This window comes from Aureispira sp. CCB-E (assembly GCF_031326345.1).
Taxonomy (GTDB): domain Bacteria; phylum Bacteroidota; class Bacteroidia; order Chitinophagales; family Saprospiraceae; genus Aureispira.
The window spans coordinates 3,964,173-3,989,747 of sequence record NZ_CP133671.1 but is presented as its reverse complement, the minus strand read 5'-3'; the positions used below and the strand labels follow the sequence as shown (position 1 = coordinate 3,989,747).

The 25,575-nt window shown below is 36.4% G+C and carries 23 protein-coding genes; 9 read left to right on the top strand and 14 right to left on the bottom strand.

Annotated features, from left to right (window positions below; translation table 11 throughout):
* Nucleotides 1-41 precede the first annotated feature (41 nt).
* From metG to QP953_RS15465, 3 genes are all read right to left on the bottom strand, one after another.
* Nucleotides 42-2,222, bottom strand: coding sequence for a methionine--tRNA ligase (gene metG / locus QP953_RS15475; RefSeq protein WP_052593086.1), 2,181 nt, complete (start codon nucleotides 2,220-2,222; stop codon nucleotides 42-44).
* Nucleotides 2,223-2,517: 295 nt separating this feature from the next.
* Complete coding sequence (locus QP953_RS15470) at nucleotides 2,518-4,008, bottom strand: cellulose synthase family protein (RefSeq protein ID WP_052593083.1); 1,491 nt, start codon at nucleotides 4,006-4,008, stop codon at nucleotides 2,518-2,520.
* 2 nt (nucleotides 4,009-4,010) lie between these two features.
* Nucleotides 4,011-4,697: a glycosyltransferase family 2 protein gene (locus tag QP953_RS15465; protein ID WP_052593081.1), complete on the bottom strand. Its 687-nt coding sequence runs from the start codon at nucleotides 4,695-4,697 to the stop codon at nucleotides 4,011-4,013.
* Between the two features lie 793 nt (nucleotides 4,698-5,490).
* Between QP953_RS15465 and QP953_RS15460 the strand changes: the two genes are divergently transcribed.
* From QP953_RS15460 to QP953_RS15445, 4 genes are all read left to right on the top strand, one after another.
* The gene (locus QP953_RS15460) at nucleotides 5,491-5,910 is read left to right on the top strand and encodes a hypothetical protein (RefSeq protein ID WP_309551654.1); all 420 of its coding nucleotides are present in this window, start codon (nucleotides 5,491-5,493) and stop codon (nucleotides 5,908-5,910) included.
* 17 nt (nucleotides 5,911-5,927) lie between these two features.
* A complete protein-coding gene (locus tag QP953_RS15455) occupies nucleotides 5,928-6,566 on the top strand; it encodes a DinB family protein (RefSeq protein WP_052593077.1) in 639 nt (212 codons plus the stop codon).
* 298 nt (nucleotides 6,567-6,864) lie between these two features.
* The gene (bioB, locus tag QP953_RS15450) at nucleotides 6,865-7,854 is read left to right on the top strand and encodes a biotin synthase BioB (protein ID WP_052593075.1); all 990 of its coding nucleotides are present in this window, start codon (nucleotides 6,865-6,867) and stop codon (nucleotides 7,852-7,854) included.
* 355 nt (nucleotides 7,855-8,209) lie between these two features.
* Nucleotides 8,210-8,386 carry a hypothetical protein gene (locus QP953_RS15445; RefSeq protein WP_309551652.1) on the top strand — a complete coding sequence of 59 codons (177 nt, stop codon included), beginning with the start codon at nucleotides 8,210-8,212 and terminating at the stop codon, nucleotides 8,384-8,386.
* Between the two features lie 49 nt (nucleotides 8,387-8,435).
* Here the strand turns inward: QP953_RS15445 and QP953_RS15440 are convergent, their stop codons facing one another.
* The 4 genes from QP953_RS15440 to QP953_RS15425 all read right to left on the bottom strand — a co-directional run bounded on the left by QP953_RS15440 (nucleotide 8,436) and on the right by QP953_RS15425 (nucleotide 11,158).
* Nucleotides 8,436-8,849 carry a hypothetical protein gene (locus QP953_RS15440; protein ID WP_052593072.1) on the bottom strand — a complete coding sequence of 138 codons (414 nt, stop codon included), beginning with the start codon at nucleotides 8,847-8,849 and terminating at the stop codon, nucleotides 8,436-8,438.
* Between the two features lie 646 nt (nucleotides 8,850-9,495).
* Nucleotides 9,496-10,116: a hypothetical protein gene (locus QP953_RS15435; RefSeq protein WP_309551651.1), complete on the bottom strand. Its 621-nt coding sequence runs from the start codon at nucleotides 10,114-10,116 to the stop codon at nucleotides 9,496-9,498.
* 316 nt (nucleotides 10,117-10,432) lie between these two features.
* The gene (locus tag QP953_RS15430; protein WP_309551649.1) at nucleotides 10,433-10,936 is read right to left on the bottom strand and encodes a YchJ family protein; all 504 of its coding nucleotides are present in this window, start codon (nucleotides 10,934-10,936) and stop codon (nucleotides 10,433-10,435) included.
* A gap of 3 nt (nucleotides 10,937-10,939) precedes the next feature.
* Entirely contained in the window at nucleotides 10,940-11,158 is a 219-nt protein-coding gene (locus QP953_RS15425) for a VF530 family DNA-binding protein (RefSeq protein WP_052593065.1), read from the bottom strand.
* Nucleotides 11,159-11,452: 294 nt separating this feature from the next.
* Here QP953_RS15425 and QP953_RS15420 point away from each other — a divergent pair, with 294 nt between their 5' ends.
* The 3 genes from QP953_RS15420 (at nucleotide 11,453) to QP953_RS15410 (ending at nucleotide 15,738) form a co-directional block, all read left to right on the top strand.
* Entirely contained in the window at nucleotides 11,453-14,146 is a 2,694-nt protein-coding gene (locus QP953_RS15420; protein ID WP_309551648.1) for an N-6 DNA methylase, read from the top strand.
* A 127-nt stretch (nucleotides 14,147-14,273) separates the two neighbouring features.
* Nucleotides 14,274-14,780, top strand: a complete 507-nt coding sequence (locus QP953_RS15415) for a YciI family protein (RefSeq protein WP_052593061.1) — start codon at nucleotides 14,274-14,276, stop codon at nucleotides 14,778-14,780.
* Between the two features lie 4 nt (nucleotides 14,781-14,784).
* Complete coding sequence (locus QP953_RS15410; RefSeq protein WP_052593059.1) at nucleotides 14,785-15,738, top strand: ROK family protein; 954 nt, start codon at nucleotides 14,785-14,787, stop codon at nucleotides 15,736-15,738.
* An 83-nt stretch (nucleotides 15,739-15,821) separates the two neighbouring features.
* Here the strand turns inward: QP953_RS15410 and paaC are convergent, their stop codons facing one another.
* The 7 genes from paaC to QP953_RS15375 all read right to left on the bottom strand — a co-directional run bounded on the left by paaC (nucleotide 15,822) and on the right by QP953_RS15375 (nucleotide 23,487).
* A complete protein-coding gene (gene paaC / locus QP953_RS15405; protein ID WP_309551647.1) occupies nucleotides 15,822-16,580 on the bottom strand; it encodes a 1,2-phenylacetyl-CoA epoxidase subunit PaaC in 759 nt (252 codons plus the stop codon).
* A gap of 129 nt (nucleotides 16,581-16,709) precedes the next feature.
* Nucleotides 16,710-16,997 (bottom strand): 1,2-phenylacetyl-CoA epoxidase subunit PaaB, encoded by a 288-nt coding sequence (gene paaB, locus QP953_RS15400; protein ID WP_052593056.1) that lies wholly within the window; start codon nucleotides 16,995-16,997, stop codon nucleotides 16,710-16,712.
* 30 nt (nucleotides 16,998-17,027) lie between these two features.
* A complete protein-coding gene (gene paaA, locus QP953_RS15395; RefSeq protein ID WP_052593053.1) occupies nucleotides 17,028-17,975 on the bottom strand; it encodes a 1,2-phenylacetyl-CoA epoxidase subunit PaaA in 948 nt (315 codons plus the stop codon).
* 105 nt (nucleotides 17,976-18,080) lie between these two features.
* On the bottom strand, nucleotides 18,081-19,163 hold the full coding sequence (gene paaE, locus QP953_RS15390) for a 1,2-phenylacetyl-CoA epoxidase subunit PaaE (protein WP_309551645.1): 1,083 nt from the start codon (nucleotides 19,161-19,163) through the stop codon (nucleotides 18,081-18,083).
* 278 nt (nucleotides 19,164-19,441) lie between these two features.
* Nucleotides 19,442-20,269, bottom strand: a complete 828-nt coding sequence (locus QP953_RS15385) for a universal stress protein (protein ID WP_052593049.1) — start codon at nucleotides 20,267-20,269, stop codon at nucleotides 19,442-19,444.
* Nucleotides 20,270-20,323: 54 nt separating this feature from the next.
* Nucleotides 20,324-21,145 (bottom strand): universal stress protein, encoded by an 822-nt coding sequence (locus tag QP953_RS15380; RefSeq protein WP_052593047.1) that lies wholly within the window; start codon nucleotides 21,143-21,145, stop codon nucleotides 20,324-20,326.
* A 227-nt stretch (nucleotides 21,146-21,372) separates the two neighbouring features.
* A complete protein-coding gene (locus QP953_RS15375; RefSeq protein ID WP_309551644.1) occupies nucleotides 21,373-23,487 on the bottom strand; it encodes a thiamine pyrophosphate-dependent enzyme in 2,115 nt (704 codons plus the stop codon).
* A gap of 366 nt (nucleotides 23,488-23,853) precedes the next feature.
* Here QP953_RS15375 and QP953_RS15370 point away from each other — a divergent pair, with 366 nt between their 5' ends.
* Together QP953_RS15370 and QP953_RS15365 are read left to right on the top strand one after the other, a co-directional pair.
* Nucleotides 23,854-24,246: a hypothetical protein gene (locus QP953_RS15370; RefSeq protein WP_052593045.1), complete on the top strand. Its 393-nt coding sequence runs from the start codon at nucleotides 23,854-23,856 to the stop codon at nucleotides 24,244-24,246.
* Between the two features lie 160 nt (nucleotides 24,247-24,406).
* A complete protein-coding gene (locus QP953_RS15365) occupies nucleotides 24,407-25,486 on the top strand; it encodes a T9SS type A sorting domain-containing protein (RefSeq protein WP_309551642.1) in 1,080 nt (359 codons plus the stop codon).
* The last annotated feature ends 89 nt before the right edge of the window (nucleotides 25,487-25,575 follow it).

Sequence of the window (25,575 nt, the reverse complement as noted above, 5' to 3'; positions counted from 1 at the left end):
TTCCTTAACTAAACAGTTAGACTATAAAAAAGTTTACGATATTATCGGACTACACCTCCGTTAATTGCTGCTTCTTGAGGTCCCACAAAAATCAACTTGCCCGCTTCATTTTCTGCCATTAGAATCATTCCTTGCGACTCAATTCCCATCATTTTGCGTGGTGCCAAATTAGCGACTAGAGTCACTTGTTGCCCAATAACCTCTTCAGGTTCATAATGCAACGCGATACCAGACACAACTGTTCTAGTCTCAAACCCTAAATCAACGGTCAGCTTAAGTAACTTCTTAGCTTTTTTAATTTTTTCTGCGGCAGTAATAGTTCCTACTCGGAAATCTATTTTTGTAAAATCATCAAATGCGCACGTTTCTTTTACTTGCTCAGGCTCTTTTTCTGCTTGTGCTTTTAATGCCTCCATTTTCTTTTTTAACACTTCCAATTTTTGTTTTTGCAATTCAATCAACGCTAACCTAGATTTATCTTTTCTATCATTGATTTTAGCAAATAACAATTCGGGTGCATTAATTTTATGTCCTCCAGGAATTAAATGCCCTCCTTGCTTCAAGACTTGTTTCAACACATCAAAATCACCAGACTGTAATGGTTCTAAAGCCAATAAGGTTCTCAATTTAGCTGCTGTAAAAGGCAAAAATGGTTGACTCACAACGCTCAAGACCGTTGCAATCTGTAAGCTTAAATTCATAACGCCTTTCACCAAATCCGAATCTGGCTCTGTTTTCCAAACTTTCCAAGGTTCATTACGCTGCAATAAAATATTAGCATAAGCAGAAATATCCATAAGAGCTTGCACGCCATTTTTAAACTCATAATTCAAAATACAAGTTTCTAAATGCGCTACTTTAGACAACAAAACTTTATAGGCATCCCCTAGTGTTATAGTTTTTTCATCCTCTACATCTTTAATAGATATGGAAGCATCTGCTGCTGGCACCTCTCCTTTATAATAACTATGTGTTAAGTTAATGACTCGGTTGATTAAATTCCCCAAATTAGCCACTAATTCATTATCATGCAATGCCACAAATTCGTCCCACTTAAAATCACCATCTTTGTTTTCTGGCAAAGTACGAATCAAAGCATAACGCAAGGCATCTTCCTTATTTGGGAAAGCTTCAAAATCTTTCAAATATTCATGCTGCTCAATTACCCAGCCCTTAGATTTAGAAAATTTTCGTCCTTCTAAGTTCAAAAATTGATTGGCAGGAACTGCTTTAGGCAATACATAATCTCCATGAGCATGCAACATGGCAGGGAACACAATGCAATGAAAAACAATATTATCTTTCCCAATAAAATGCACTAGCTCTACATCATCTCCTTTCCAATAGGATTCCCAGTCCGTATTATTCTCCAGAGCCCATTGCTTTGTCGCAGAAATATACCCTATTGGAGCATCAAACCAAACATACAGCACCTTCCCCTCTCCTCCTTCTACAGGCACAGGAATCCCCCAACTCAAATCTCTAGTAATCGCTCTAGGCTGCAAGCCTTCCCCATCATTCAACCAAGAATTGCATTGTCCAATTACATGTGACTTCCAAGTTTTGGGATCATGCAATTGCACTCCATCTACCTTTCCTGTTTTAACCCATTCTTTCAACCAATCACCGTGTTTATCCAATCTAAAATACCAATGCTTTGTTTTTCTTAGAACTGGTGTTTTTCCACTCATAGTAGAGCGAGGTTCGATCAAATCGGTTGGTGACAAAGTCGATCCACAGTTTTCGCACTGATCGCCATAAGCTTCTGTGTGATTACACTTAGGACAAGTCCCAATAATATATCGATCGGCTAAGAATTGATCAAAAGCTTCGTCGTAATATTGCTCTGACTCTTTAACATCAAACTCACCTCCCTTTTCAAGCAACTTCTTGAAAAAGTCTTGTGCCGTTTCGTGGTGCAATGGAGCACTAGTACGGTGATACTTATCAAAGGAAATTCCTAAACGCTCAAAAGTCTCCTTATTCAAATTGTGGTAAGTATCTATAATATCTTGTGGTGTTCTCCCTTCTTGTTTGGCACGAATTGTAATCGCAGCACCATGCTCGTCTGAACCACAAATAAACACAACGTCTTTTCCTTGCAACCGTAGAAAGCGTGCATAAATATCTGCTGGCAAATAAGCACCTGCCAAATGTCCTAAATGCAATGCTCCATTTGCATACGGTAGAGCTGCCGTTATCGTGTGTTTTTTGTTGTTCATTCTTATTGTTTTAAATCATAACCCAAGAAATATAGCACTTTACAAGCATTTCTTAAATAGACATACTTCTATAGAAAAGTATTCAGAATGGAATTATTCTTTCTGAGTAATTTTCGATTGAAATTTTAAGTAATTATCCAGAAGCTGACTAAAATATTTTACGGCTTCTTTCGACCCTTTACTTAACAATACAGCGCCATTTTAGTTCCCATAGGGGCAAAAATAAACACTAGCCTTAAAAAAGCTAGTGTTTATTGTATTTTTTATATAAAAATCTTCTGTAAGTTCTTTTCTTCTATCCCATCATTCTCGCATGTACAAAAGAATAACCACTAATGATAGTATATCCTATGAACACTAAGATATGGAATGGCAACATACCTACTATTCCATAAGAAACTGAAACAACAATTGTTGACAAGAATAGCAAAGCTAATAATAATTCTACTTTAGCAATTGGGCTCACTCCTTTAGATAGGTATTTATTAGCTCCCCAACCTTTTTGCTTTTTGTCTTCCAAATTAAATTTAGGCGTACGAACGAAAGGTGTTTTTTTACCAATATATCCTTCAAAGGCTGCCATTGCATTGTGCAATGCCATTCCCATTGATAAGGCTAAAAAGAAAGGAAAACGAATGACAAAAGAGAATAAGTTTTTAATCGAAAATCCACCTCTGGTATGCTCATAAGACAACCAGAAAAATAGAGAAACCATAATCATATTTAACGATCCCAAAGCGGCATATCCCAAGATATCATTATAAATTGAGGTATCTCCTTGATGAACGTGTTGTACCCAAACTAAAGGAATACTGCTCAAAGAAAGTAGCAAAATACAAATAAAGATACCCGTATTCATCAAATGCGAAATAGCGTGCAACTTATCTACAAAGCCTAAATCTTTGGCTTTCATAACTCTAGGCAAATTCTTAACAGCACATTCTGCTGCTCCTTTTGTCCATCTAAACTGTTGACTTTTGAAGGCATTCATTGCCACAGGCAACTCTGCTGGAGTTGTTACATCTCCCAAATACTTGAATACCCAACCTTTTAGCTGAGCACGGTAACTCAAATCCAAATCTTCTGTCAAAGTATCGGAAGACCAACCACCTGCATCTTCAATACAAGCACGTCTCCAAAGACCAGCCGTGCCATTAAAGTTCATGAAGTGTCCTGACATGTTACGTCCCATTTGCTCTACCACAAAATGCGCATCCAATGCCAAAGCTTGCATTTGAGTCAAAAACGAATAGTTTTTATTCATGTGTTCCCAACGCGTTTGAACCACACCAATTTTCTCATTTTTAAAATAAGGAATTGTGCGCTTCAAGAAATCTGCATGAGGAATAAAGTCAGCATCAAATACAGCCACAAATTCACCTTTAGAAATGGTCAAACCATAGGCAAGCGCACCAGCTTTAAAGCCAACTCGCTCTGGGCGGCGAACATGTTGTATGTTCCACCCATAAGGCTCCAACGCTTTGATTTTATTGGCAATAATTTGAACTGTCTCGTCTGTAGAATCGTCCAAGACTTGGATTTCTACTTTTTCTTTAGGGTAGTCTAACAAAACAATAGCATCTAAAAGGCGTTCTACAACGTATAATTCGTTGTAAACAGGTAGCTGAATCGTTACTGTAGGCACAAAATCGTCCGTCATTACGGCATTGTTATTCTCTTTTCGGCGTCTCCACCAAAAGCTAATGGCAAGGTGCAATTGCACACAGCTATAAAGAAAGATAAAAATGAGGGGAAGCACGTACAACGCAATGATAAATATTTCCACGTTTATTTGTATTTGAATATTGTTGTAATAATTTTATAACCTGCTAAAATAGTTCCTTTGATAGTTCCTGAGATTTTAGATTTTCCTACTCGTACTCGATAAGAGACTGGAATTTCAGTAGTTTTAAGTCCTTGTTTTGCTGCCTTTACTTGCATTTCTACTGTCCAACCATAGGTTTCATCACACATATTCAAGTCTATCAGTCTGTCATATTTTATTGCTCTAAAGGGTCCCAAGTCGGTATAAACGACTCCGTAAAACCATTTAATGAGCATTGTTGCTAGCCAATTGCCAAAAACTTGTTGCGGAGTCATCGAACCTTGTTCCTTGTCTCCCAACGCTCTTGAACCAATAACCATCTCTACATCGCTTTTCAAAATTGGTGCCACTATTTGTGGTAGCTCTTCAGGATGATCTGAATAGTCTGCATCCAGAAAAACCACAATATCTGGTTTTTGCTCCATTTTTTTGAGATAATCGATTCCTTTTAGGCAAGCAAAACCGTATCCTTGTTGTTGCTCATGCAGTACTGTTGCACCTGCTGATTTTGCGACTGTTGCCGTCTCATCATTCGAATTATTGTTCACCACAATAACTTCCTGAACAAGATCCATTGGAATATCTTGAATAACACGTCCCACTGAATTTTCTTCGTTGTAAGCAGGAATGATGACCACTATTCTTGCCATACTTCTAATTTAATGTTCTTTTTCCCACGCATTTAAATAGTATTATATTTTTAAATTCATTCTTCAAAATGCACATACAACACTATTTGAATTACTAAAAGTGGCTATCTTCTCGCAAAAATGGTTTAAATGTGCCGCAAAAGTAGTATAAAAAAAACAGTTTGCCATAAAAATTTAAACCTTTTCTATCTATTCTTTAAAATAATCATAGAAGCTTATTTTTTTAAAGTGACATTTTTATCTAAAAAATAACGTCTATAACGTTTTAGGTCTATTTTATTGCTCAAAAAAATCTTTTGAAAAGATTTCTAATCCATTAAGTATTGGAAAGTAAATAGTTTATTCCTAACTTCCAGTATATAATTTTGTAATTTGGGGCTTAAATATGAGGTCTTTTTAGAGCAGAATAGTGTTGTTTTATGCGTAGGCTTTTATTGTGCTCTAAAAATGAAACCATTAACGATTGCCACGAAACGATCATAGAATTTATAAAAAGCGAACTGTTCGATTTTTTAATCATGTTAATAAAAGGAAAAAAGACCGTGTCGCGAACCATACAACTTCATTATAGGTTTATTGTAGGTACTACGTTTTGTAATAATCGTTATTACTCGTACTACTTAATTTAGTAGTTCGTTGATTAGTTCGTGAGCGCTTTGCTTTTAGTTAGCTTCGCTACTACTATGTGGTACTTCGTGGGCGCTGCGCTTTTAGTTAACTGCGCTACTACTTCGTGGTTTCAACGAACTATTGTTAATTATTTTCTTATTATAACTTAAAATAATGTTATCTCATGAGTGGATTACTCCTTCCCTTATTAGCAATTATCACAGGAATGCTGGCCGCTGCATCTGTTGTTGTCAAAAAATCTCCAGACGCAGCCAATCTTATAAAAAAAATCAAACCTTATGAAGCTGGAATTGGGGCTGCATCTCTTATTCTTGGCATTCTGAAACTACTAAATATTGCGCTAGCATTTAGAATAGGTTTGATTTGGGGACTTGTATATATATCTTGTGTTGCCTCTTGTATTGTAATGGGATTTCTTTTAGGTTATCCTGTACTTCAAGATTTATTATTGGATGAACTAAGTGAAGATACAAGAGCTAAAAGTGCAGAAATGTACGAACGACTTACTCCTTACAAAGTAACATCAGGACTTGTTGCAATGGGTACTGGTTTGTATTTATTAGTAATAGGAATTATATTTTAATACTAGTCTAAAAATTTATGCCGAAAACTGTACAGACCATAACACTGTTGCGAGAATTAGAGCGATTGAATCAACGTTTATCTGAAATTGTTGCTAGAGACTTTGCCAATTTGAGCTCGGAACAATTGAATTGGCGAGAGCATGAAGAAAAATGGAGCATCGCAGAATGCTTGCTGCACTTAAACTATGTTGCTGATTATTATTTTCCTGCAACACTCAAAGCTATTAAAAATTCAAAGTCAAAAAAAAGCAAACCACAAGCAAAATTTACTAGAGGATGGCTAGGACATTATTACGCTAGCAAGTTTCGCCTTAACCTTGATAATCAAATGAAAAGCAAAATTGAATCGCCTTCTAAATATAATCCAAGAAGTATTTCATCTAGCCAATTGGAAGGCAAAGCGATTGTTCAAGAATTTTTAGCGAATCAAGATACCCTCTATTCTATGCTTCAAGATGCTCGTTTAATCAATTTGCAAAAAACTCGTGTTTATGCAGCTTTCTTAGGACTAGTAAGCATACAGTTGGGTGATATGCTCAAAATCTTAGTTTATCATACAGAAAGGCATATTGTCCAAGCTCAACGAATTTTGTATCACGACTATTTTCCAGGTAACTTACCTTTAAAAGATTTGCTGTCTCAACGAGATGAGTAAAATATCAAGAAAAAACTTGTTGCAAGTTGAATTTTATTAATTACTTTTGTCTGACGAAGTTGAAAAAATCGATGGAAGCACCATTTCAATAAACATTGTTATGATGCTATCTAATAGAGTTCCAAAAAAAATTAATGGACGATATTAATCAATAAAAGATACGATTTTTATAAAATAATGAAAATTAGACAAGACCGTGTGTTTTAACCAATGGTCTTAGTTAACGGATTTGAATGTTTATGGGTAAATAACTATCCAAATCATCAAATCATCAAACCTTCAAATTAAAATAAGTACTATGAGTTTACGTAATGACTGGACAAGAGAAGAAATCGAAGCCATTTACAACAAGCCAATTTTAGAATTAATCTATGAAGCGGCTACAATTCATCGTGAAAACAACGACCCTAGCGAAGTGCAGGTATCTACTCTTTTGTCAATTAAAACAGGTGGGTGTCCTGAAAACTGTTCCTATTGTCCACAATCGATTCATCATAATACCGACTTGGAACCTGAACGTTTATTAACATTAGACGAAGTAATGACAAAAGCAAGTATTGCGAGTCAAAATGGTTCTACTCGATTCTGCATGGGAGCTGCTTGGAGAAATGTAAAAGACAACAAGCAGTTTGATCGTGTTATTGATATGGTTAAAGGCGTAAATTCTCTAGGTATGGAGGTATGTTGTACTTTAGGTATGTTGACCAAAGAGCAAGCCGAACGCTTAAAAGAAGCTGGCTTACACGCTTACAACCACAACTTAGATACTTCTGAAGGACATTACGCAGAAATCATTACAACTAGAACATATCAAGATCGCTTGGATACCTTAGAACATGTTAGAGAAACAGGGCTAAATGTTTGTAGTGGTGGAATCATTGGGTTGGGAGAAACCGCAGAGGATAGAATTATTATGCTACACACTCTAGCTAACCTTCCTAAACATCCAGAATCTGTTCCTGTCAATGCATTAGTTGCCGTGAAAGGTACGCCTCTTGAAAATCAAGAACGAGTGTCAGTTTGGGACATGGTTCGAATGATTGCTACTGCAAGAATTATCATGCCTAAATCTCAAGTTCGCCTTTCTGCTGGACGCCAAGAGATGCCTATTACAGAACAAGCGTTGTGCTTTATGGCAGGTGCTAGCTCTATATTTGCTGGTGAAAAATTATTAACCACACCAAATCCAGATGTAGACCAAGATAAAATGATGTTTGAATTATTAGGATTAAAACCTATGGCAGCATTTAAAGGTCAAGAAAAAGAATTAGAAGCGACTGAATTCTAAAAATAATTCTATATAAATATCCCAAAGCACTGTTTTTTTTAGAAAGCAGTGCTTTTTATGTTTTACTAACCTCCCTGTTCTTTATTCTCATCAAATAAATTCAGCATTTCATAAAACAATCTCAATAGGCACTCAAACAAGGCTCACTAAAGAGTTTGTGCTCTTGCTACCTTTCAAATACAGCTCTTTTTCAGCACTTTATGTTCACATTTTATAAAAATAGAATTCGCTATTACTATGAAAATTGCTTTTTTTGTTTTAATTTTATATAACTATCAAAAAATCAACGAATTACTAACAAGTTCATAGTATAGTTTCGTATTCCCATTTATCTGATCCCTCAAAATCATTGCTTATGGAGTTCTTTATCACCCCCATTGCCTTGATAGTAGGAACGTTCCTTTTAGGATTTATTATCCTTAGCTTCATTTATTGGATGCGAAAAGGCAACGTAGGTCATTTGCCTCCTAATCAGGCAAGCGCCGATTATCCTTTTACACATTTCAGGCATTTAACACCTGAAAACTTGTAAATACCTAATCGATAGAAGCCAATCCACCCATTGATTGGCTTCTTTTTCACTATCCCCAAAGACCTCCTATTCCTGCTACTATCAGCATGGCAAACAAGCCTAAGAATAGCAAGGCTGTTGCCCTCCACAAATGGCTATTTTGTTCCAACAAATGCTCCATACGGTTAGAGAGGCTTTCTGGTTGATACCATTTTACTTGTCTTGTATATTGAAAGGTTACATAACTCCAGTAAATAAAGAGGCACCCCTGAACAAATGCCATTATTTCTAGCACAATTATGATCGTAGACCAGTCGTCATCTATAAAAATAGAAAGCCCAATCAGGCAAAGTAATGTGCCAATAACAAACCCTAGAGCAGATAATATGCTTAACCAAACTTCGACTCGTTTGATTTCAACAAAACAGCTGCTTTTATGCTCTGACTGAATTGTATTGTCATCTAGTAAATTATTATTCGCCATTTATAAGTAATAATAGCAAGTAAAACAGCCTTCTTTTTGTGCTACTCTTCATCAGAAAAACTTGTCTTAGCTCGTTAAGCCTTCCTTTTTATTCTTTGATTAGCAAAAAAATAATCCCATTTTTTGTTCTTATTTTTTCTGACCTCTTACTTATTAGAAAATTAATGTCTCATTATGCTTAAATAGTTAGCTGCCCTGCTACTAAATCAAATAATTGCAAGGAAAGAAAAAATCATTGAGCCAATTAAAACGACCAGAAAAAACAGCAGCAAAAGGGGACCTACCATCCAAAAATAACGCTGTTTTCTAAAGGCAAGTTCCAAGTCAGCTATATATTCACTTTCTTGATAATTCTTTAACGAACTCCAACTTTTGTATAAGAGATAATTGGTATATGTTGCTAAGGAACAGGCTACGATATAACACAATGTTGATCTGTAGTATGTTTTGATATAGTCATATTGAAAGCCCCAAATGACATCACTAATCACAAGTCCCCAAAATACCAATATTATAAAAGTCAAAATAATTATGGTCTTTTGTTGCCAATATAAAACCTTTGTGACTGCTTGTTTGGTGGATATTCCCATGCGATTAAAATTACTTTTGGTTGCTTCTCCAATTTTTAAATTCCAAGCACCTACTTTTAATCCAAATCTTTTTTAGAAAAACCCAAAGCCTTTAAATACGCCATCATTTCTTTTTTGAAATTAAACGTGGGATGTTTTCGAATCATATCAAAGGCAAAATCAAAGTCTTTGTAACTGTATTGGATGGGGATAGTTTCACCTAAAGTAGACATAACAACAGGCGCATTTGTTGCCGCTAGTACTTTTCTACTTGTATCTAAAAACGGGAAAATATAGTTGCGCACAAATTCTTGATATTTAGGTGGATGCAATTCATAATATTGATCTGCTAAACGAGCATATCGATGCATCGTTTCTCTATATTCCATCACAAAAACGTTGCTCAACTCATTTCTCCTAGATTGAAGCATGGTGACATCTTTAGCTTGCAATTGTGCTTCCATATCTTTGATAATTAACCGCAAACGTTCTTTTTTGAGCTTGTACTCATCTTCTAAAGAAAACAGTTTATCATTTTGTTGCAATTGGATTTGTTGAAGTTGAGCTTGTAACTTAGCAATAGCCTCCATTTGTTGTCCTCGAACATACAACCAAGTTACCAATACAACAACAATAAAAACTAAAATATTCACTACATAAAAAATCCAATCGGCCTGAATTGCTTCTATAAATGTCATCTTTAAAAGTTCTAGGTTATTAATTTTAGTAGTTAGCTTAGTTACTCCCTTCGGTCATGAGCCAGCAAGCTGGGTTTGTTACTCCCTTCGGTCGTGAGCTCGCTATGCTCGGTTCGCTGCTACTTCGTGGTCGTTGGTTACTTCGTGAGCGCTTTGCATTTAGCTAGCTTTGTTACTTGCGCTCGCATAGTTCGGTTCGCTGCTACTGTGTGGTTTCAACAAACTATTGCAATTTTGTAGCAAAAGATAGTAAAATAATATAATTATCACAAACTACTGTACCGAAAACAACAGCAATTCAACAAAAATAATTCACTCAAAAGCCTCCCTTTTTCGCGCAACATTTTTTAAACTTCTTTCCACTTCCACAAGAACAAGGATCATTGCGACCAATTTTTGAAGTTTTAGTATAAATTCGCTTAGGTTCTACCCCTTCCACAAAATACCATTTTCCTTCGACCCTCTTAAACAAAGAATCTTCTGTATGTACTTTCAGGAGATTTTGATATTTGTAATGTGCTTTAAAAACAACACGCCCTACGTCATCTTTTTCTGAGCCCTGTGTTCTTTGAAGAATTTCCAGACCTTTCCAATCGGCTTCTTTAGCCCAACTTTCAATTGTTTTTCGATCGCTGTCTGCTCTTCTATCAGGGTGAACCGTATGGATAATATAATCTATTTCCCCTTTTACATGTGCCGTATACCTTGAACGCATCAACGCTTCTGCTGTTGGTGCATTTTGTCTCCCTTCTAAAAAAGGAGCGCAGCAATTAGAGTAAGTTTGTTGGCTACCACAAGGACATTTTTCCATTGTTGTCATTTTTTACCTTTCAATTGTCTGAATATACAAAGCTTCTACTTTTTTTCTCGCCCAAGGAGTTTTACGCAAAAACTTTAAACTAGATTTGATACTAGGGTCGTGATTAAAACAACGAATATTGATTTTATATCCCAAGTGCTCCCAGCCATAAATTTCAACCAAGTATTCCAAAATGTTCAGTAACGTTTTTCCATGAAGTGGATTATTCGGCTGTTTTTCCATATCAATTTTATTATTTACTGATTACTAAAATGTTACCACAGGAATAAACAAAACCCATTTTACTAATAATCAAGTTAATACAATTTAAAATTACTTCTACTAAGTTCTTTTGATAGACTATTATAGAAGTAAAAGTTTAAAAGTACAGCTTTTCAGAATATGTTAGTATATTTATTGTAATTTTCTGATCCAGTAGTTCGCGACTAGGTACATCAAACCTATAAGTTGACTAATATGCTGTATCATACTAACTACCGACATTAAACAGATATAATTAGCCCCTCAGTATTTAATATGGATACCAAAACCAGAGAGCATGCACAACAGTTAGAAGCTGTTTTTTTTTCGACCTTAGACTCCCTTCGAGGTGTTTGGGATGCCAACAACGCAAGTAGTGTCTTACTTTCTTTAGTATTTTTCAAACGAATTTTAGCCCTCCAAAAAGAGCACGTTTTTGATTTTATTGAAACAGAGCCAGAAGACTATCTTTGGTCAAGTAATTTTAGAAATAAAGTTATTGATGATCCAGAGTTAGCCATGCGCGACCTAATTACTACCCTAACGCAATTTTCCAAGCGAAATACTTCGCTCAAAAATATTTTTGCGCCGTTGGGGCTCGCTTTACAAGAAGAAAATAATCTACAATTACTCATTCAAGTTATTCTAGTGTTGGAGGATTTAGATTTCTCAACCAAAGCCATTTCTATTTCCGAATTTGGCAGTTTCTTTAACGACAGTTTGTATAGAACCGCACTTCGAGCAAGTAATACTGGGATTAAACGAACGACCCCAAAAACAATTAATCAATTATTAGTAGAACTTGCCAATCCCCAAACCAACGAATCTGTCTACGATCCTACTGCTGGTCAAGGTTCTAGTTTGATTGCATTTCTAAACAAAGAGCCCAACTTGCATATTTTTGCTCAAGAACAAAATATTCATATCTGGGCACTCTGTAAAATGAATTTATGGGCAAATGGAGCTTATCAAGCCCAAATCAGTAACGGAAACACCTTAGTAGATGACTTACAAGAAGATTTGAAAGTAGACATTGCCATTGCTCATTTTCCTTTTGGTCAATATACACCAACAGAAAAAATCAAAGAACAGTCCTATACTTCTATTCCTTTTGACGTAAGTACACCACATATTCCTTGCAATAGCCTGTTTATACAACTCATGTTGTCCAAATTAAACACCAAAGGGCGCTTAATTACCATCATGCCAATTAATACGCTAGTAGATGATAAAGAAGATAGAAAACTGAGAGAATTTCTTATTCGTAGAGATTTATTAGAAGCTGTTATCACGTTGCCTTATGGGTTGTTGCATTCTACGGGTATTCCCATCTGTATTTTGGTGATTAATAAAAATAAAACTACTTTGCGAAAAGAGCAAATTTTATTTATAAACGGTGCCAACTTGGATGTCAAAACGCAATCCAAACTAAACCGTGAATTAACTCCCAAACATGTAGAATGTATTCGGGCCGTCTTTCATCACTTAGACACCGACTGCACACCAGAACTGGAGGCTTGCGTTTCTACAATTCCTTTACATCAAGTTATCTTAAACGATTATAATTTAGATGCCAAGCGTTACGCCTCTCCTTTTATTGCACAACTTCGATTGTTAGAAGCGCACGGACAGTTAATTCGGCTCAAAGAAATTTTTAGATCCGAACGCCCAGCATTGTGGTTTGACGAAACACCTTATCAAGATATTCCTTACATACGCCCTCAGAATTTGGGTAAATCCATTACCAACTATCTAATTGACCCTAAAAATATTCCCAACACTGATGAGGTGCAGCAAGTTGCTGGTCAACTGATTAATGAATCTATTTTATTGGTCAACCGATCTGGTCGAAAATTAAGAACAAGTTACTTTGTTTTTCAAGGTACTCCTATATTGGTTAATGAAGACATCATGACCTTTCGAGTGGACGAAGATCGCCTCTTAATTGAATACCTCATTTTGCAACTACACGATGATCTTTTTATACAGCAACTCAATATGTATAAGATGGATTATCAACACAACATGATTACGGAAGAATACTTTGAAGGGCTTCAAATCAATTTACCCCCTTTAGAAGAACAGGCGACAATTATCAAAGAAACAAAAGTTCGTTTGCTTCAAGAAGAGGAAGAAAAAGTAGAGCAATTGCGAAATGATTTAAATTTAGGCAAACAAAGAGCTCAAAATGAACAATATAAAATTATTTCTTCCCTGCAACATGAATTAGGCAATCGATTGCCTGCTGTTCTTACAGAAATTAAAAACTTAAAATATTTTCTAAAAGACAAAGAGGAAGATCAAACACCAATTAATTTTTCAGAACCCATGTTTCCCGTTTTTGAGGACGAAGATATTGATACTGTTGACACCTTAGCCACCACGATAGAACGAATAGAATCCATACTCATTCATTCTATCAATAGCCTTGATTCAACAGGAGATATTATCAAAGCGGATCGAAGTAAACTCAATCTAGAACGAACGAAAATTAAAGATTTTTTAGAAGAAATTCAACAATTTTATACGCAAGAAACAAGTTTTAGAATTCAGATTGAAGTAGAGGAGGATGCCAAAGGCCGAGAAATTCCAATCTATACCCTCATTGATAAAACACAACTTACAACTGTTTTCACCAACCTTATTGACAATGCGAAACGCCATGGTTTTGTGCAAAACAACAAGCAGTATACCATTCAATTTAGAGTTGGCTTATCTTCTGATCAACAAGAGGTGATTATTCTTTATAAAAACGACGGAAAAGAGTTTCCTAATAACTTTTCTTTCGAAGATTTTATTGGTTATGGAAATTATGCAGGGCAAACAGGGCACTCTGGAATCGGGGGCTATCTAATTCACCAAATTATTGACAATCATAACGGAAATATCCATTATAGGAAACGGACAGACCGACGTGATCCCTTCAAAGTACAATTTGAAATTGCCTTGCCTGCTCTATCTACAAAATAGCATTTAAAGTTTTGAAATTAGACCGTCTGTTTTGTACCTTTAATTATTATAAACACCATATACTCTTACAGTAATTCTCTGTAAAAATGAAAGAATTTTACTACTAGAGTACCAAGAAACAACAAGTATGTTAAACAAAAAAACAGCTTTCCTATTTATCGTAATTGTAGTCTATTTTCTGTATTCTTGTGCCAATAACGAACAGGCTCAAAAAACAATAGAATCAGAGACAACTATCGTAGATAAACAACCCGAAACAGGTTACGATAGCTTACTCGCACAACGATTAGGAGCTGATGCCTATGGAATGCGTCAATATGTTATGGCGTTTCTAAAAAAAGGACCGAATAGACCTGAAGACCCTGAAGAAGCTAAACGATTACAAACCAAACATCTCGAAAATATAGGAAAACTAGCAGAGGAAGGGAAACTAGTTGTTGCAGGACCTTTTTTGGACGATGGAGAGCTGCGGGGCATTTATATTTTTAATGTAAAAACTATCGAAGAAGCAGAAATGTTAACCAATACAGATCCGGCCATACAATCAGGTAGCTTGGTAATGGAACTTCACCCTTGGTATGGTTCTGCGGCTTTAGTTGATGTTAATACAATTCATAATAAAATAAAGAAATAATAAATTGAAAGTATCTGTAGGAATTGATATAGGAGGAACCAATACCGTTTGGGGCATCATTGACGAGCAAGGGCAAGTCCAGTTGGAAGGTAATATTCGAACAAAGGACTATACGAATCCGAATGACTTTGTTGCCAAATTAGCGTTAGACATTAAAGAAGATCTTCAACTACACCCCCAGTTTGAATTAGTAGGAATGGGAGTTGGCGCTCCCAATGGAAATTATTTTAACGGCACAATAGAACATGCTCCTAATTTGATATGGAAAGGCATTGTTCCTCTACAAAAAATGTTTCAAACGCATTTTGATTTGCCTGTTTGGATTACCAACGATGCCAATGCTGCCGCTATAGGAGAAATGCTTTTTGGCGCAGCTAAAGGCATGAAAGACTTTGTTGTTGTTACTTTAGGAACTGGTTTGGGAAGTGGTTTTGTTGTTAATGGCGAACTGATCTATGGACACGATGCTTTTGCAGGAGAGTTAGGACATACCATTATAGAACGAGATGGAAGACTTTGTGGCTGTAGTCGAAAAGGTTGCTTAGAAACCTATGCTTCTGCCACGGGAATTGTTCGCACAGCCAAAGAGCGTTTAGAACACTATGAAGGAAAAAGCTTGCTACAAGAACAAGAGCGTATTAGCTCAAGAATCATCGCCGAATGTGCAGAAAAAGGAGATGCATTAGCGTTGGAAATTTTTGATTATACAGCCCAACAATTAGGCTACAGCTTAGCTAATACGGTTGCCATTACGAGTCCAGAAGCCATTATTTTATTCGGAGGTTTAGCCAATTCGGGCGCCTTAATTGCAGCCCCCACCAAACATTATATGGAAGCCTACATGCTCAATATCTTTCAAAACAAAGTAAAACTACTTGTTTCTACTGTTCCTCAACATCACGCTGCTATTTTAGGAGCAGGAGCATTGGCGTGGAAAAATGTCAATGGGGCTTTGTAGATACATCCCTTTATAGAGAACACAAATTCAAAATCTTAGACATGCTATTGTATAGTAAGTCTAAGATTTTGAAACGCAAGCTGCTACCATTCCATCCCAGGATAGGCACGCTGCATCCATTGCATTTCTGCTAAGACAAGCCCCATTTGTTCGGTATGTTTCCCTTGCTTGCCGCCTTTTTGAATCCACCCATCTTTAGGACGTGTTAATGTAGCTTCTTTTAAAATCGCATTTACACGCTCCTCCCAAAGCGGTCGGATGGCTTCCAAATCTACTCCTATTCCCTCTTCAAGCATTTTAGCATCTACCTCATCTGCCACAAACAATTCACCAGCATAATCCCAAATATCGTCTAAAGCCTCTTGCATTTTCTCATGGCTCTCTTCGGTTCCATCTCCCAAGCGGATGACCCATTCAGCACTATATCGGTAATGATATGTTAATTCCTTAATTGATTTTTTGGCGATGGCGACCAATTTTTCATCCTTGCTGTTGCTTAGAGCAGCAAAAAAGTGATAATTAAAGGTATCGAATAAAAATTGACGAGCGATTGTATTGGCAAAATTTCCATTGGGCTGCTCGACCAATAAAACGTTCTTAAAATCACGAATATCACGCAAGAAAGCCAAGTCATCTTCTGACCGTCCTTTTCCTTCGACCTGTGCAGCATATTGCAACAAAACACGAGCATGCCCTACTAAATCCAAGGCAATATTGGTCAACCCAATATCGGTTTCTAAACTAGGACCATGCCCACACCATTCAGAAACACGATGTCCCAAAATTAGCGCATTATCAGCTATACGCAATACATATTCGAATAAAGCTTCTTTATTTTCCACAAGCTATTGTTGTTTAATTATTTTTTATAACTTCCATCCATTCCTCTCTTTAGCTAATTTTATTAAAAATCAACCAACTATACACACAAGTTATCATTTCAGAAATAGACCTATTTTTATCAAAGCCTCCTACATATGTCCGATTTCATCTGGGATTTCATAGAATGTAGGATGGCGATACGGTTTTGTTTTAGCTGCTTCAAACAGCATGTCGCCATCGTCTGGTATAGAAGCTGTAATATGCTTGGATTCTACCACCCAGATACTCACACCTTCTTGTCTACGAGTATAAACATCACGAGCGTTTTCAATTGCCATTTCTTCATCAGCAGCATGCAAACTTCCAGCATGTTTGTGGTGCAACCCCGCTTTACTTCTGATAAACACCTCCCATAGAGGCCAATCTTTCTTAGACATAATGGTTTTATTTTTAGTGGTTCCTAATAGTTAATTATTTTTTCTTCTTTCAGCACGTTTTTCAGCATGAGCCATGGCTGCTTCGCGTACCCAAGCACCCTCTTTATAAGCTTTGTTGCGAGCTTTTAAACGATCCTTGTTACAAGGACCACCGCCTTTTACAACTTGCCAAAATTCTTCCCAATCGATTTCGCCAAAGTCGTAATGCCCACGCTCCTCATTCCATTTTAAATCTTTGTCAGGAATCGTTAAGCCTAAAAATTCTGCTTGAGGCACTGTTGCATCTACAAAAGCTTGACGCAACTCATCGTTAGATTTTCGCTTAATTTTCCAAGCCATAGATTGCGCTGAATGGGTTGAGTCGGCATCGTTAGGACCAAACATCATCAAAGAAGGCCACCACCAACGATTTAGAGCATCTTGTGCCATTTCTTTCTGTTCGGGTGTTCCTTGTGCCAATGCCATTGTTATTTCATAACCTTGACGTTGGTGAAAACTTTCTTCCTTACAAATACGCACCATCGCACGAGCATACGGACCATAAGAGGCACGTGTCAACATTACTTGGTTCATAATCGCTGCTCCATCAACCAACCATCCAACAGCCCCAATATCCGCCCACGTTAATGTCGGATAATTAAAGATGCTAGAATACTTTGCTTTTCCAGAATTTAAGTCTTCAAACATTTGCTCTCTAGATGTTCCTAGAGTTTCGGCAGCACTATATAAGTACAAACCGTGCCCACCTTCGTCTTGAACCTTGGCAAGCAAGCCAATTTTACGACGCAAAGAAGGAGCTCTTGTAATCCAGTTTCCTTCTGGTAGCATTCCGACAATTTCAGAATGTGCATGCTGTGAGATTTGTCGTACCAAAGTTTTGCGATACTTTTCTGGCATCCAATCCTTTGGTTCTATTTTAATTTCAGCATCTATTTTAGCTTGAAATTTTGCCTCTAAATTCTCAATAGTATTTTCCATAATAAGTTATATTTAAAACCGCAAATTATTGTTCAAAAAATAATTTCAAACAATCTTTGGTATCTCTATTTTAGTACAATTATAACGCCAAATTCAACGATAAGTTTAGACTTCGTCAAAGTCTATAACTACCTTATCTGTCGTTGGATAAGCTTGGCAAGTTAAAATAAAACCAGCTTCTACTTCATCCTTTTCCAAAGCATAATTTAGCGCCATATCTACTGTCCCTTCTTTTATTTTTGCTTTGCATGTACAACAAACTCCTCCCTTACAAGCAAAAGGCAAATCAGCACCTTGTTTCAACGCTGCATCAAGTAAATTGTCTGTTCCAAAAGGCAAATCAAACTGAAAAGCCTTTCCATCCAAATTAACAGTTATTTGAGAGGACTTTCCTTTGTTGGTCTCCTTCACCTCAATTTTCTTTTCAACTCCTAATTTACCCAAGGGAGACGTAAATAGTTCAAAGTGAATTTTTGCTTCATCAAAGTCACGTTCTAACAAAGCATCTTTTACAGCAAAAATCATAGACTCAGGACCACAAGAAAAACAATCGTCAATCTCTGATACATCCAACAAAGTATCAAAAATAGCGGTACATTTTTCTTTATCAATACGCCCATTCATCAAGGGAGCATCCAACATTTCTCGACTCAAAAAATAATGCACTACTAGACGCTCCATGTAGCTATTTTTTAAGGCTTCAATTTCCTCTTTAAAGATAATTGAACCTGTATTCTTATTTCCATAAAACAAAGTAAAACGGCTCTTGGGTTCGGTTTCCAAAACTGTTTTCATAATCGAGATAATTGGCGTAATACCACTACCTGCGGCAAAACCAACATAGTGCTTCTCTTGATTTGGGTCCAACTCTGTATAAAAGTTTCCCATTGGTGTCATTACATCCAAAGTATCACCAGCTTTTAGTTGATGATTGGCAAATGTAGAGAATTTACCATTATGCACCTGTTTCACAGCCACTCTCAACTCATCGTCATTCGGACTTGTGCATATGCTGTACGAACGGCGAATATCTTCATTGTTAATATCTTTTTTTAAGGTCAAATACTGCCCTTGCGTAAAATCATAAGCTAGCTTTAACTCTTCAGGAATTTCAAAAGCAATAGAACAGCAATCACGCGTTTCCTTACGAACTTCTTTAACTTTTAAGGTGTGAAATGTTGGTTTCATTTATCTTGTAACTTAGGAAATCTACACCGTATTAATAATAGCATAGATTTTTTTTCTAAATAATAATTTTCAATTGTAAAATCATTGATTCGCAAGTAGTCGCAATTAGCTTGCTATCTTGCTTTTATAATAACAGCCAATAGTCCGCTAATTTTCATACTATTAGCGGACTACAAAGCTTTAAGTTTTTATTTCCAGTAGTCTTCAAAAACTGTATGTTTTTCAAGTAGACTAATGATGATCAGAACACAAAACAGCAATGCTATATTCTTAGACAATTACTTATGAAATGCTAACAATGGTAATTTGGTTTGCATTGTCATTTTTTTAGTAATACTAGCCCCTCCAAAAACTTTTCCCCAAAGACTTTTCTTGTGCGTCAACATCGCCAACACATCTATTTTATTGACTCGACAAAATGTCTCCAAGCCATCTTCTATTTCGTTGGCACTCCACACCGAATAAGTTACAGGCAAACTGGAAAAATTCTTTTGAAAAGAAGTTCTAAACGCAACCTCTTTCTTATCATCATAAGGCGCATCGGCTTGATTGATATGCACACAATGTACTTTTGCTTTGATTGCCGTCGCAATTAAAGTCAATTGCAACAACAATTCAGTGTCTTTATCATCAAAATCTGTAGCATAGGCAATACTACCAACTCCTTTATAATCCGCTCCGATAGGAATCGCCAATACAGGACAAGTTGCGCTTTCAATTACATTAGCTGTGTTTGTTCCCCACACCTTGTCCAATGCTTTCCCTGATCCATGTGTGCCCATCACAATCAAATCAGCCTCATTTTCAGTTGCAATGTCTACAATAGAATTTTCAGAGCCTGACTGAACGATGTAACGTATTGCAACATCATCTTTGTCTCCCAAAGGAGGTCTCGTTGCTGCTTTTAGATGCTTTAGAACCTCTGTTTCTTTCTCGTTAATAATCGTTTGAATCATATCTACTGGGTAAGTTGACTCCACATAAGGAGGCCAGTACAAATGAACGACAACTAGTTCTGATCCTATTTCCTTTGCTATATTATAGGCGTAATAAAAGCCCCAACTTGAAGCCGATGAAAAATCGACTGGTACAATTATTCTATCCATGATGTTCCTATGTTTTTTATATCTTAAAAATCCACTTCCGTATACTACAATATTTTATCCGTGAAACGCTAGCAAAGGTAGTTTATTCCGCATTGCCATTGATTTTGTCACACTATGCTCTCCAAACAACTTGTCCCAAGTAGAACGATTGTGAGTCAACATAGCTAACATATCTATTTGGTTTACCCGACAAAAAATTTCCAAACCATCTTCTACATTATGTGCACTCCAAGCATGAAATACGATTGGCAAATCAGGTAGATTAGCTTGTAGTTTTGTTTCAAAAACTGCTGCCTCCTCGGTCTTTGGAGCCTCGCTAAATAGATTGACATGCACACAGAATAAAGTTGCATTGGTTGCCTCAGCAACACGCCCTAATTGCGTGATTGACTCTATGTCTTTTTCATCAAAATTAGTGGCATACGCTATCGTTTTTACCGACTTAAAACTAGTCCCATTAGGAATCGCCAATACAGGACAGTGTGCATTGTTAATGACAGCACTTGTATTACTTCCCCAAAGCTTATTCAAAACTTTATCATTGCCATCCGTTCCCATCACAATCAAATCCACATCTTGGCGTTTGGCATACAAAGTAATATCATCCTTCAAACCATAGTCAATATCATAAGACACTTTTACAGATTGAGAAGCTGTCGGATACTGCGTTGCTGCTTTTAAATGTTCTAAGATTTCTAGCTTTCTTTTATGTGCGTTGGCTTGCAGTTTTTCTAAGGAATAAGTAGACTCCATAGCAGCCGTATACATATTCACTACAATAATCTCAGCACCAATAGATGCCGCTAATTCATAAGCATAACAAAAGCCCCAACTTGATGAAACTGAAAAATTGAATGGAACGAGTATTTTTTTCATAATGTTATTAGTAATTAAGCATGATTAAATATTTCTTATAATGCAATATTACCTTTATTCTAACTAAGAAAAAAAGACATTTCATAAGTCCTAAAATGATTTAAATCACTAAATTAGCATTCTGTTCATTTCTTTTTATTTCAATATTAAATTGGTTGTTTCTCCAATTTTATTTTAAACCCTTTTGGTTTAAAACCACGCTATAAAAGTCTCCAACTAGTTTTAATCTAATATTCTAACAAGTTGAGAATAGCGTCCTCTACTTTTTGAGTAGACGGCAACATTGTTTTTTCTAAAACTTGGTTTAATGGAATTGCAGGAACGTCAATTGAACCGAGTGTTCGCACAGGAGCATCCAAATATTCAAAGCAATTCTCTTGGATTCTAGCAGCAACACTTTGAGCAAAGGTACAATTAACAGCCTCTTCTGTTACCACCAAACACCTACCATGTTTTTTAACTGCATCAAAAATAGTAGCTGTATCTAATGGATACAATGTCCGTAAATCAATAATTTCAACACGACCATCCAAATTCTTTGCTGCATTCAATGCCCAGTGTACCCCCATACCATACGTAACAACAGCAATAGACTTCCCCTTTTCAACCTGTTCAGCATCTGCTTGTACAGTTATCGCTGCCTGTCCAAATGGAATCATATAGTTTTCATCAGGTAGTACCGTTCGTGCGGTTTCTGTTCCCTTTACTTTAGACCAATAAAGTCCTTTGTGTTCAAAAATAACCACAGGGTTAGGATCATAATAAGCCGCTTTCATCAATCCTTTTAAGTCTGCCCCATTGCTAGGGTAAGCAATTTTGACTCCTTTGATATTAGCGACAACAGATTCTACACTAGAAGAGTGATAAGGTCCACCGCTGCCATAAGCACCAATTGGTACTCTTAAAATCATGCTAACAGGCCATTTTCCATTGGATAAATAACAAGAACGGCTCACCTCTGTAAACAATTGATTTAGACCAGGCCAAATATAATCTGCAAATTGTACCTCAACAATTGGCTTCAAGCCTACTGCGGACATACCCACTGTTGAACCAATAATAAATGCCTCCTGAATAGGGGTATTAAACACTCGGCCATCTCCAAATTTTTGAGCCAGAGTAGCTGCCTCACGAAATACACCGCCCAATCGCCCGCCTACATCTTGACCATATAGCAAACATTCAGGGTGCTTGCGCATCAATTCTTCTACTGCTGTCAAAGCACTATCTACCATTACTGTTGCCTCTGCCCCATCTGGTTGTCTAATTCCAGTCTCCTCCGTAACCGTTGTTGGTGCAAAATCATGCGTCAATAAATCTTCAGGGCGAGGATCTTCAGCCGCTAATGCTCGCTCAAAATCTGCCAAAACAACCTCTTTTACCTCTTCTTCGATCGCTGAGATTTTCTTTTCTGTAAAACCAGCGTCTAGCAGCTGTTGAATCATAATCGGATAAGGATCACGAGTTTTATGTTCCTCTAAATCATCTCTATACCACTCCATTCGAACACCTGATGTGTGGTGGTTTAGCAAGGGTACTTTGGCATGTACCAAAAATGGGCGACGCTCTTTTCTTATTTTTGTAATAACTTCTTTTAATGCCGTATAACATTCTATAAAGTCATTGCCATTAATACTAATAGCCTCTATTCCCTTAAATCCTTGTATAAACTCATAAGCATTCTGCGCACGGATTTCATCGGCACTTGCCGAAATATCCCAATCGTTATCTTGTACCAAATAAAGAATCGGCAATTGTTTTAATGCTGCCATTTGGAACGCCTCAGAAACTTCACCTTCTGTTACTGAAGCATCTCCCAAAGAACAAACAACAATCGGTTTATCCGCATCCTTGGTATCTTCCACTAAATTTTGATTTTCTTTATACTGCACTCCCATTGCTACCCCTGTCGTTGGAATGGCTTGCATCCCTGTAGCAGAAGATTGATGTGGAATTTTAGGCTTATCATCATCTTTCAAACTAGGATGAGAATAATAAGTTCTTCCTCCTGAGAATGGATCATCTCGTTTGGCCAATACCTGTAGCATTAACTCATAAGGAGTCATACCAATTCCCAATAAAATAGAATCGTCTCGATAATAAGGTGCTACAAAATCTTGCGATTTTAATTGCAACCCTAATGCTAATTGAATTGCTTCGTGTCCTCTAGAAGTTGCATGCACGTACTTAGAGGCAACTTTAACATTTGCTTCATAGGTTTCGGCCATTGTTTTAGCAGTAGCCATCAAACGAAACGCTTCTTCTAAAGTTTTTTTAGTCACCTTACTCATTGGTTTTGAAATCGTTTTGGTTCTTTTAGTTGGTGTTTTGGTTTTTGACATAGTACTAGACGATTATTTTGTTTCTCCAAATATACGAACAACTGTTCGCTTTTTTTGTTTTGTAGCGTATTATTTTAAAAAAATACCAAGTATAATATACAGTTATTTAAATACAATAAGCTGCTATTTTTTACTTTTTGAATAAAAAAAAAGGAATAGTGAACAATCCTTAAGAGTTGATAATTCTTTAACAATACAATAATTTCTCTTAAGAAACAGTTATAAATACATTGGCAATGTCTACATCAACAATTGCCCAATCATTCTTAAACCAACCAATTCTCATGCTCAATCTCCCTCCTTAAGTCACTCCCACCCAACCTCCTAATAGTTCTGTTCAATATTTTATCATAAAAACACCATACTATGAGCAGTTTAACATATTTCTGGAAAATAGGTATTGGAATATTCATTCTTCTGTTTTGTTCGTCTTTTGCCTATCGGGTCATTCCTGTCGTTACTTTAAATGGACAAACAAGTGGCTCCATTTTTTCTCATGAATTTTCGAAATACGATGGTTTACATATAGATACTACCAATCATTCCTGTGCCGTATCTCACTATACGTTGTACCACATTTCTCTTACAAAAGACATCGCCATCTACAAAGGCACCTGTGCTACCTTTTCACCTCCGATACAAGCCTCTGTCCAGCAAGCAGAAAAAGGAGATAAATATATTTTTATTAATGTAAAAGTACATTGCCAAGGAGAACGGATTCCTATTCATGTCAACCCGCTTAACTTCAATATCAAATAATCACATCAACGTACGCTGTACAAAGGCTTACAAACTATTTTCATTTAAGCACACCTATCCATTAACTGGATAGGTTAAAGCTTAATTATAATACCTCTTTTCCCTATGATTATGGTATATTTGTTCATCAAAAATCTTAAAAATATCTAAAATCATAGAAATGAAACTATCCAAAACAATTGGCGTTTTTGCCTTGTATTTTACAGTTGCTTATTCCCCCTTGAATGCACAAAATGTCAATATTCCTGATGCCAATTTCAAAGCCTATTTAGTGGCTAATAGTAATATTAACACCAATAATGACACAGAAATACAAGTTAGTGAAGCCAATGCATTTAATGGGAAAATAGATTGCTACAATTTAAATATAACCGATCTAACAGGCATAGAGACCTTTATTAATTTAACAGAGTTAGAATGTTATAGTAACCAACTAAGTGGCTTAGACTTAAGTCAAAATGTTAATCTTACGCATTTAGACTGTGACAACAATCAACTAACGAATATAAATCTTGTTCAAAACACCAATTTGATTGAACTAAAATGTTCTTACAACCAATTGACAAATTTAGACATTAGCCAAAACACCAGTTTAAGTAAATTCAAATGCGATCATAATCAATTGGCAAATCTAGATCTCCACCAAAATACAGCGTTGAGAAGACTTGATTGTGACCACAATCAACTAACAACACTAGATCTAAGTCAGAATGCTGATTTAACAAATTTAAACTGCTACAACAATCAACTCAGTAGTTTGGATATGAGTCAAAATACTGACCTAGTTATTTTAAACTGTTACAACAATCAACTTCTAGATTTGGATGTAAAAAATGGCAACAACACTAACTTCATGCTATTCAATGCAACCAACAATCCAAATCTAACTTGCATTCAAGTAGATGATTCTACTTTTTCTGCCAACAATTGGGCTGATATAGATGCGGGGGCTTATTTTAGTAACGATTGCACCCTTATCAATAGTTTTCAAACTGTTTCAACTATATCAGGGGCAACGATTTCTCCCAATCCTACCTCCAACCTAGTCAACATAAACTTGGGAACAGTCTATCCCAAAGCAGCCATTCAAGTAATGAATTTAGTTGGGCAAGTTCTTTTTGAAAAGAAGTTCAACAATGTTTCAGAAACAGAAATACAACTCGAAGGTCCTAAAGGCGTATATCTCATTAAAATCCAAACAAAGAGCGCTCAACAAACATTTCGAATTATCAAAAACTAACCGAATACCGACGAAAGTTCTATTCATAAGAATAGAAAAGGCTCTTGGAATTTAATCTTCCAAGAGCCCTTTTATTTTACAAAAACAGG

What these genes read in the sequence shown, in the direction of transcription:
- metG (WP_052593086.1), bottom strand. Translation starts at nt 2,222, where the DNA reads ATGAACAACAAAAAACACACGATAACGGCAGCTCTACCGTATGCAAAT.
- QP953_RS15465 (WP_052593081.1), bottom strand. Translation starts at nt 4,697, where the DNA reads ATGGCAAGAATAGTGGTCATCATTCCTGCTTACAACGAAGAAAATTCA.
- QP953_RS15460 (WP_309551654.1), top strand. Translation starts at nt 5,491, where the DNA reads ATGAGTGGATTACTCCTTCCCTTATTAGCAATTATCACAGGAATGCTG.
- QP953_RS15455 (WP_052593077.1), top strand. Translation starts at nt 5,928, where the DNA reads ATGCCGAAAACTGTACAGACCATAACACTGTTGCGAGAATTAGAGCGA.
- bioB (WP_052593075.1), top strand. Translation starts at nt 6,865, where the DNA reads ATGAGTTTACGTAATGACTGGACAAGAGAAGAAATCGAAGCCATTTAC.
- QP953_RS15445 (WP_309551652.1), top strand. Translation starts at nt 8,210, where the DNA reads ATGGAGTTCTTTATCACCCCCATTGCCTTGATAGTAGGAACGTTCCTT.
- QP953_RS15440 (WP_052593072.1), bottom strand. Translation starts at nt 8,849, where the DNA reads ATGGCGAATAATAATTTACTAGATGACAATACAATTCAGTCAGAGCAT.
- QP953_RS15435 (WP_309551651.1), bottom strand. Translation starts at nt 10,116, where the DNA reads ATGACATTTATAGAAGCAATTCAGGCCGATTGGATTTTTTATGTAGTG.
- QP953_RS15430 (WP_309551649.1), bottom strand. Translation starts at nt 10,936, where the DNA reads ATGACAACAATGGAAAAATGTCCTTGTGGTAGCCAACAAACTTACTCT.
- QP953_RS15425 (WP_052593065.1), bottom strand. Translation starts at nt 11,158, where the DNA reads ATGGAAAAACAGCCGAATAATCCACTTCATGGAAAAACGTTACTGAAC.
- QP953_RS15420 (WP_309551648.1), top strand. Translation starts at nt 11,453, where the DNA reads ATGGATACCAAAACCAGAGAGCATGCACAACAGTTAGAAGCTGTTTTT.
- QP953_RS15415 (WP_052593061.1), top strand. Translation starts at nt 14,274, where the DNA reads ATGTTAAACAAAAAAACAGCTTTCCTATTTATCGTAATTGTAGTCTAT.
- paaB (WP_052593056.1), bottom strand. Translation starts at nt 16,997, where the DNA reads ATGTCTAAGAAAGATTGGCCTCTATGGGAGGTGTTTATCAGAAGTAAA.
- paaA (WP_052593053.1), bottom strand. Translation starts at nt 17,975, where the DNA reads ATGGAAAATACTATTGAGAATTTAGAGGCAAAATTTCAAGCTAAAATA.
- paaE (WP_309551645.1), bottom strand. Translation starts at nt 19,163, where the DNA reads ATGAAACCAACATTTCACACCTTAAAAGTTAAAGAAGTTCGTAAGGAA.
- QP953_RS15385 (WP_052593049.1), bottom strand. Translation starts at nt 20,269, where the DNA reads ATGGATAGAATAATTGTACCAGTCGATTTTTCATCGGCTTCAAGTTGG.
- QP953_RS15380 (WP_052593047.1), bottom strand. Translation starts at nt 21,145, where the DNA reads ATGAAAAAAATACTCGTTCCATTCAATTTTTCAGTTTCATCAAGTTGG.
- QP953_RS15375 (WP_309551644.1), bottom strand. Translation starts at nt 23,487, where the DNA reads ATGTCAAAAACCAAAACACCAACTAAAAGAACCAAAACGATTTCAAAA.
- QP953_RS15370 (WP_052593045.1), top strand. Translation starts at nt 23,854, where the DNA reads ATGAGCAGTTTAACATATTTCTGGAAAATAGGTATTGGAATATTCATT.
- QP953_RS15365 (WP_309551642.1), top strand. Translation starts at nt 24,407, where the DNA reads ATGAAACTATCCAAAACAATTGGCGTTTTTGCCTTGTATTTTACAGTT.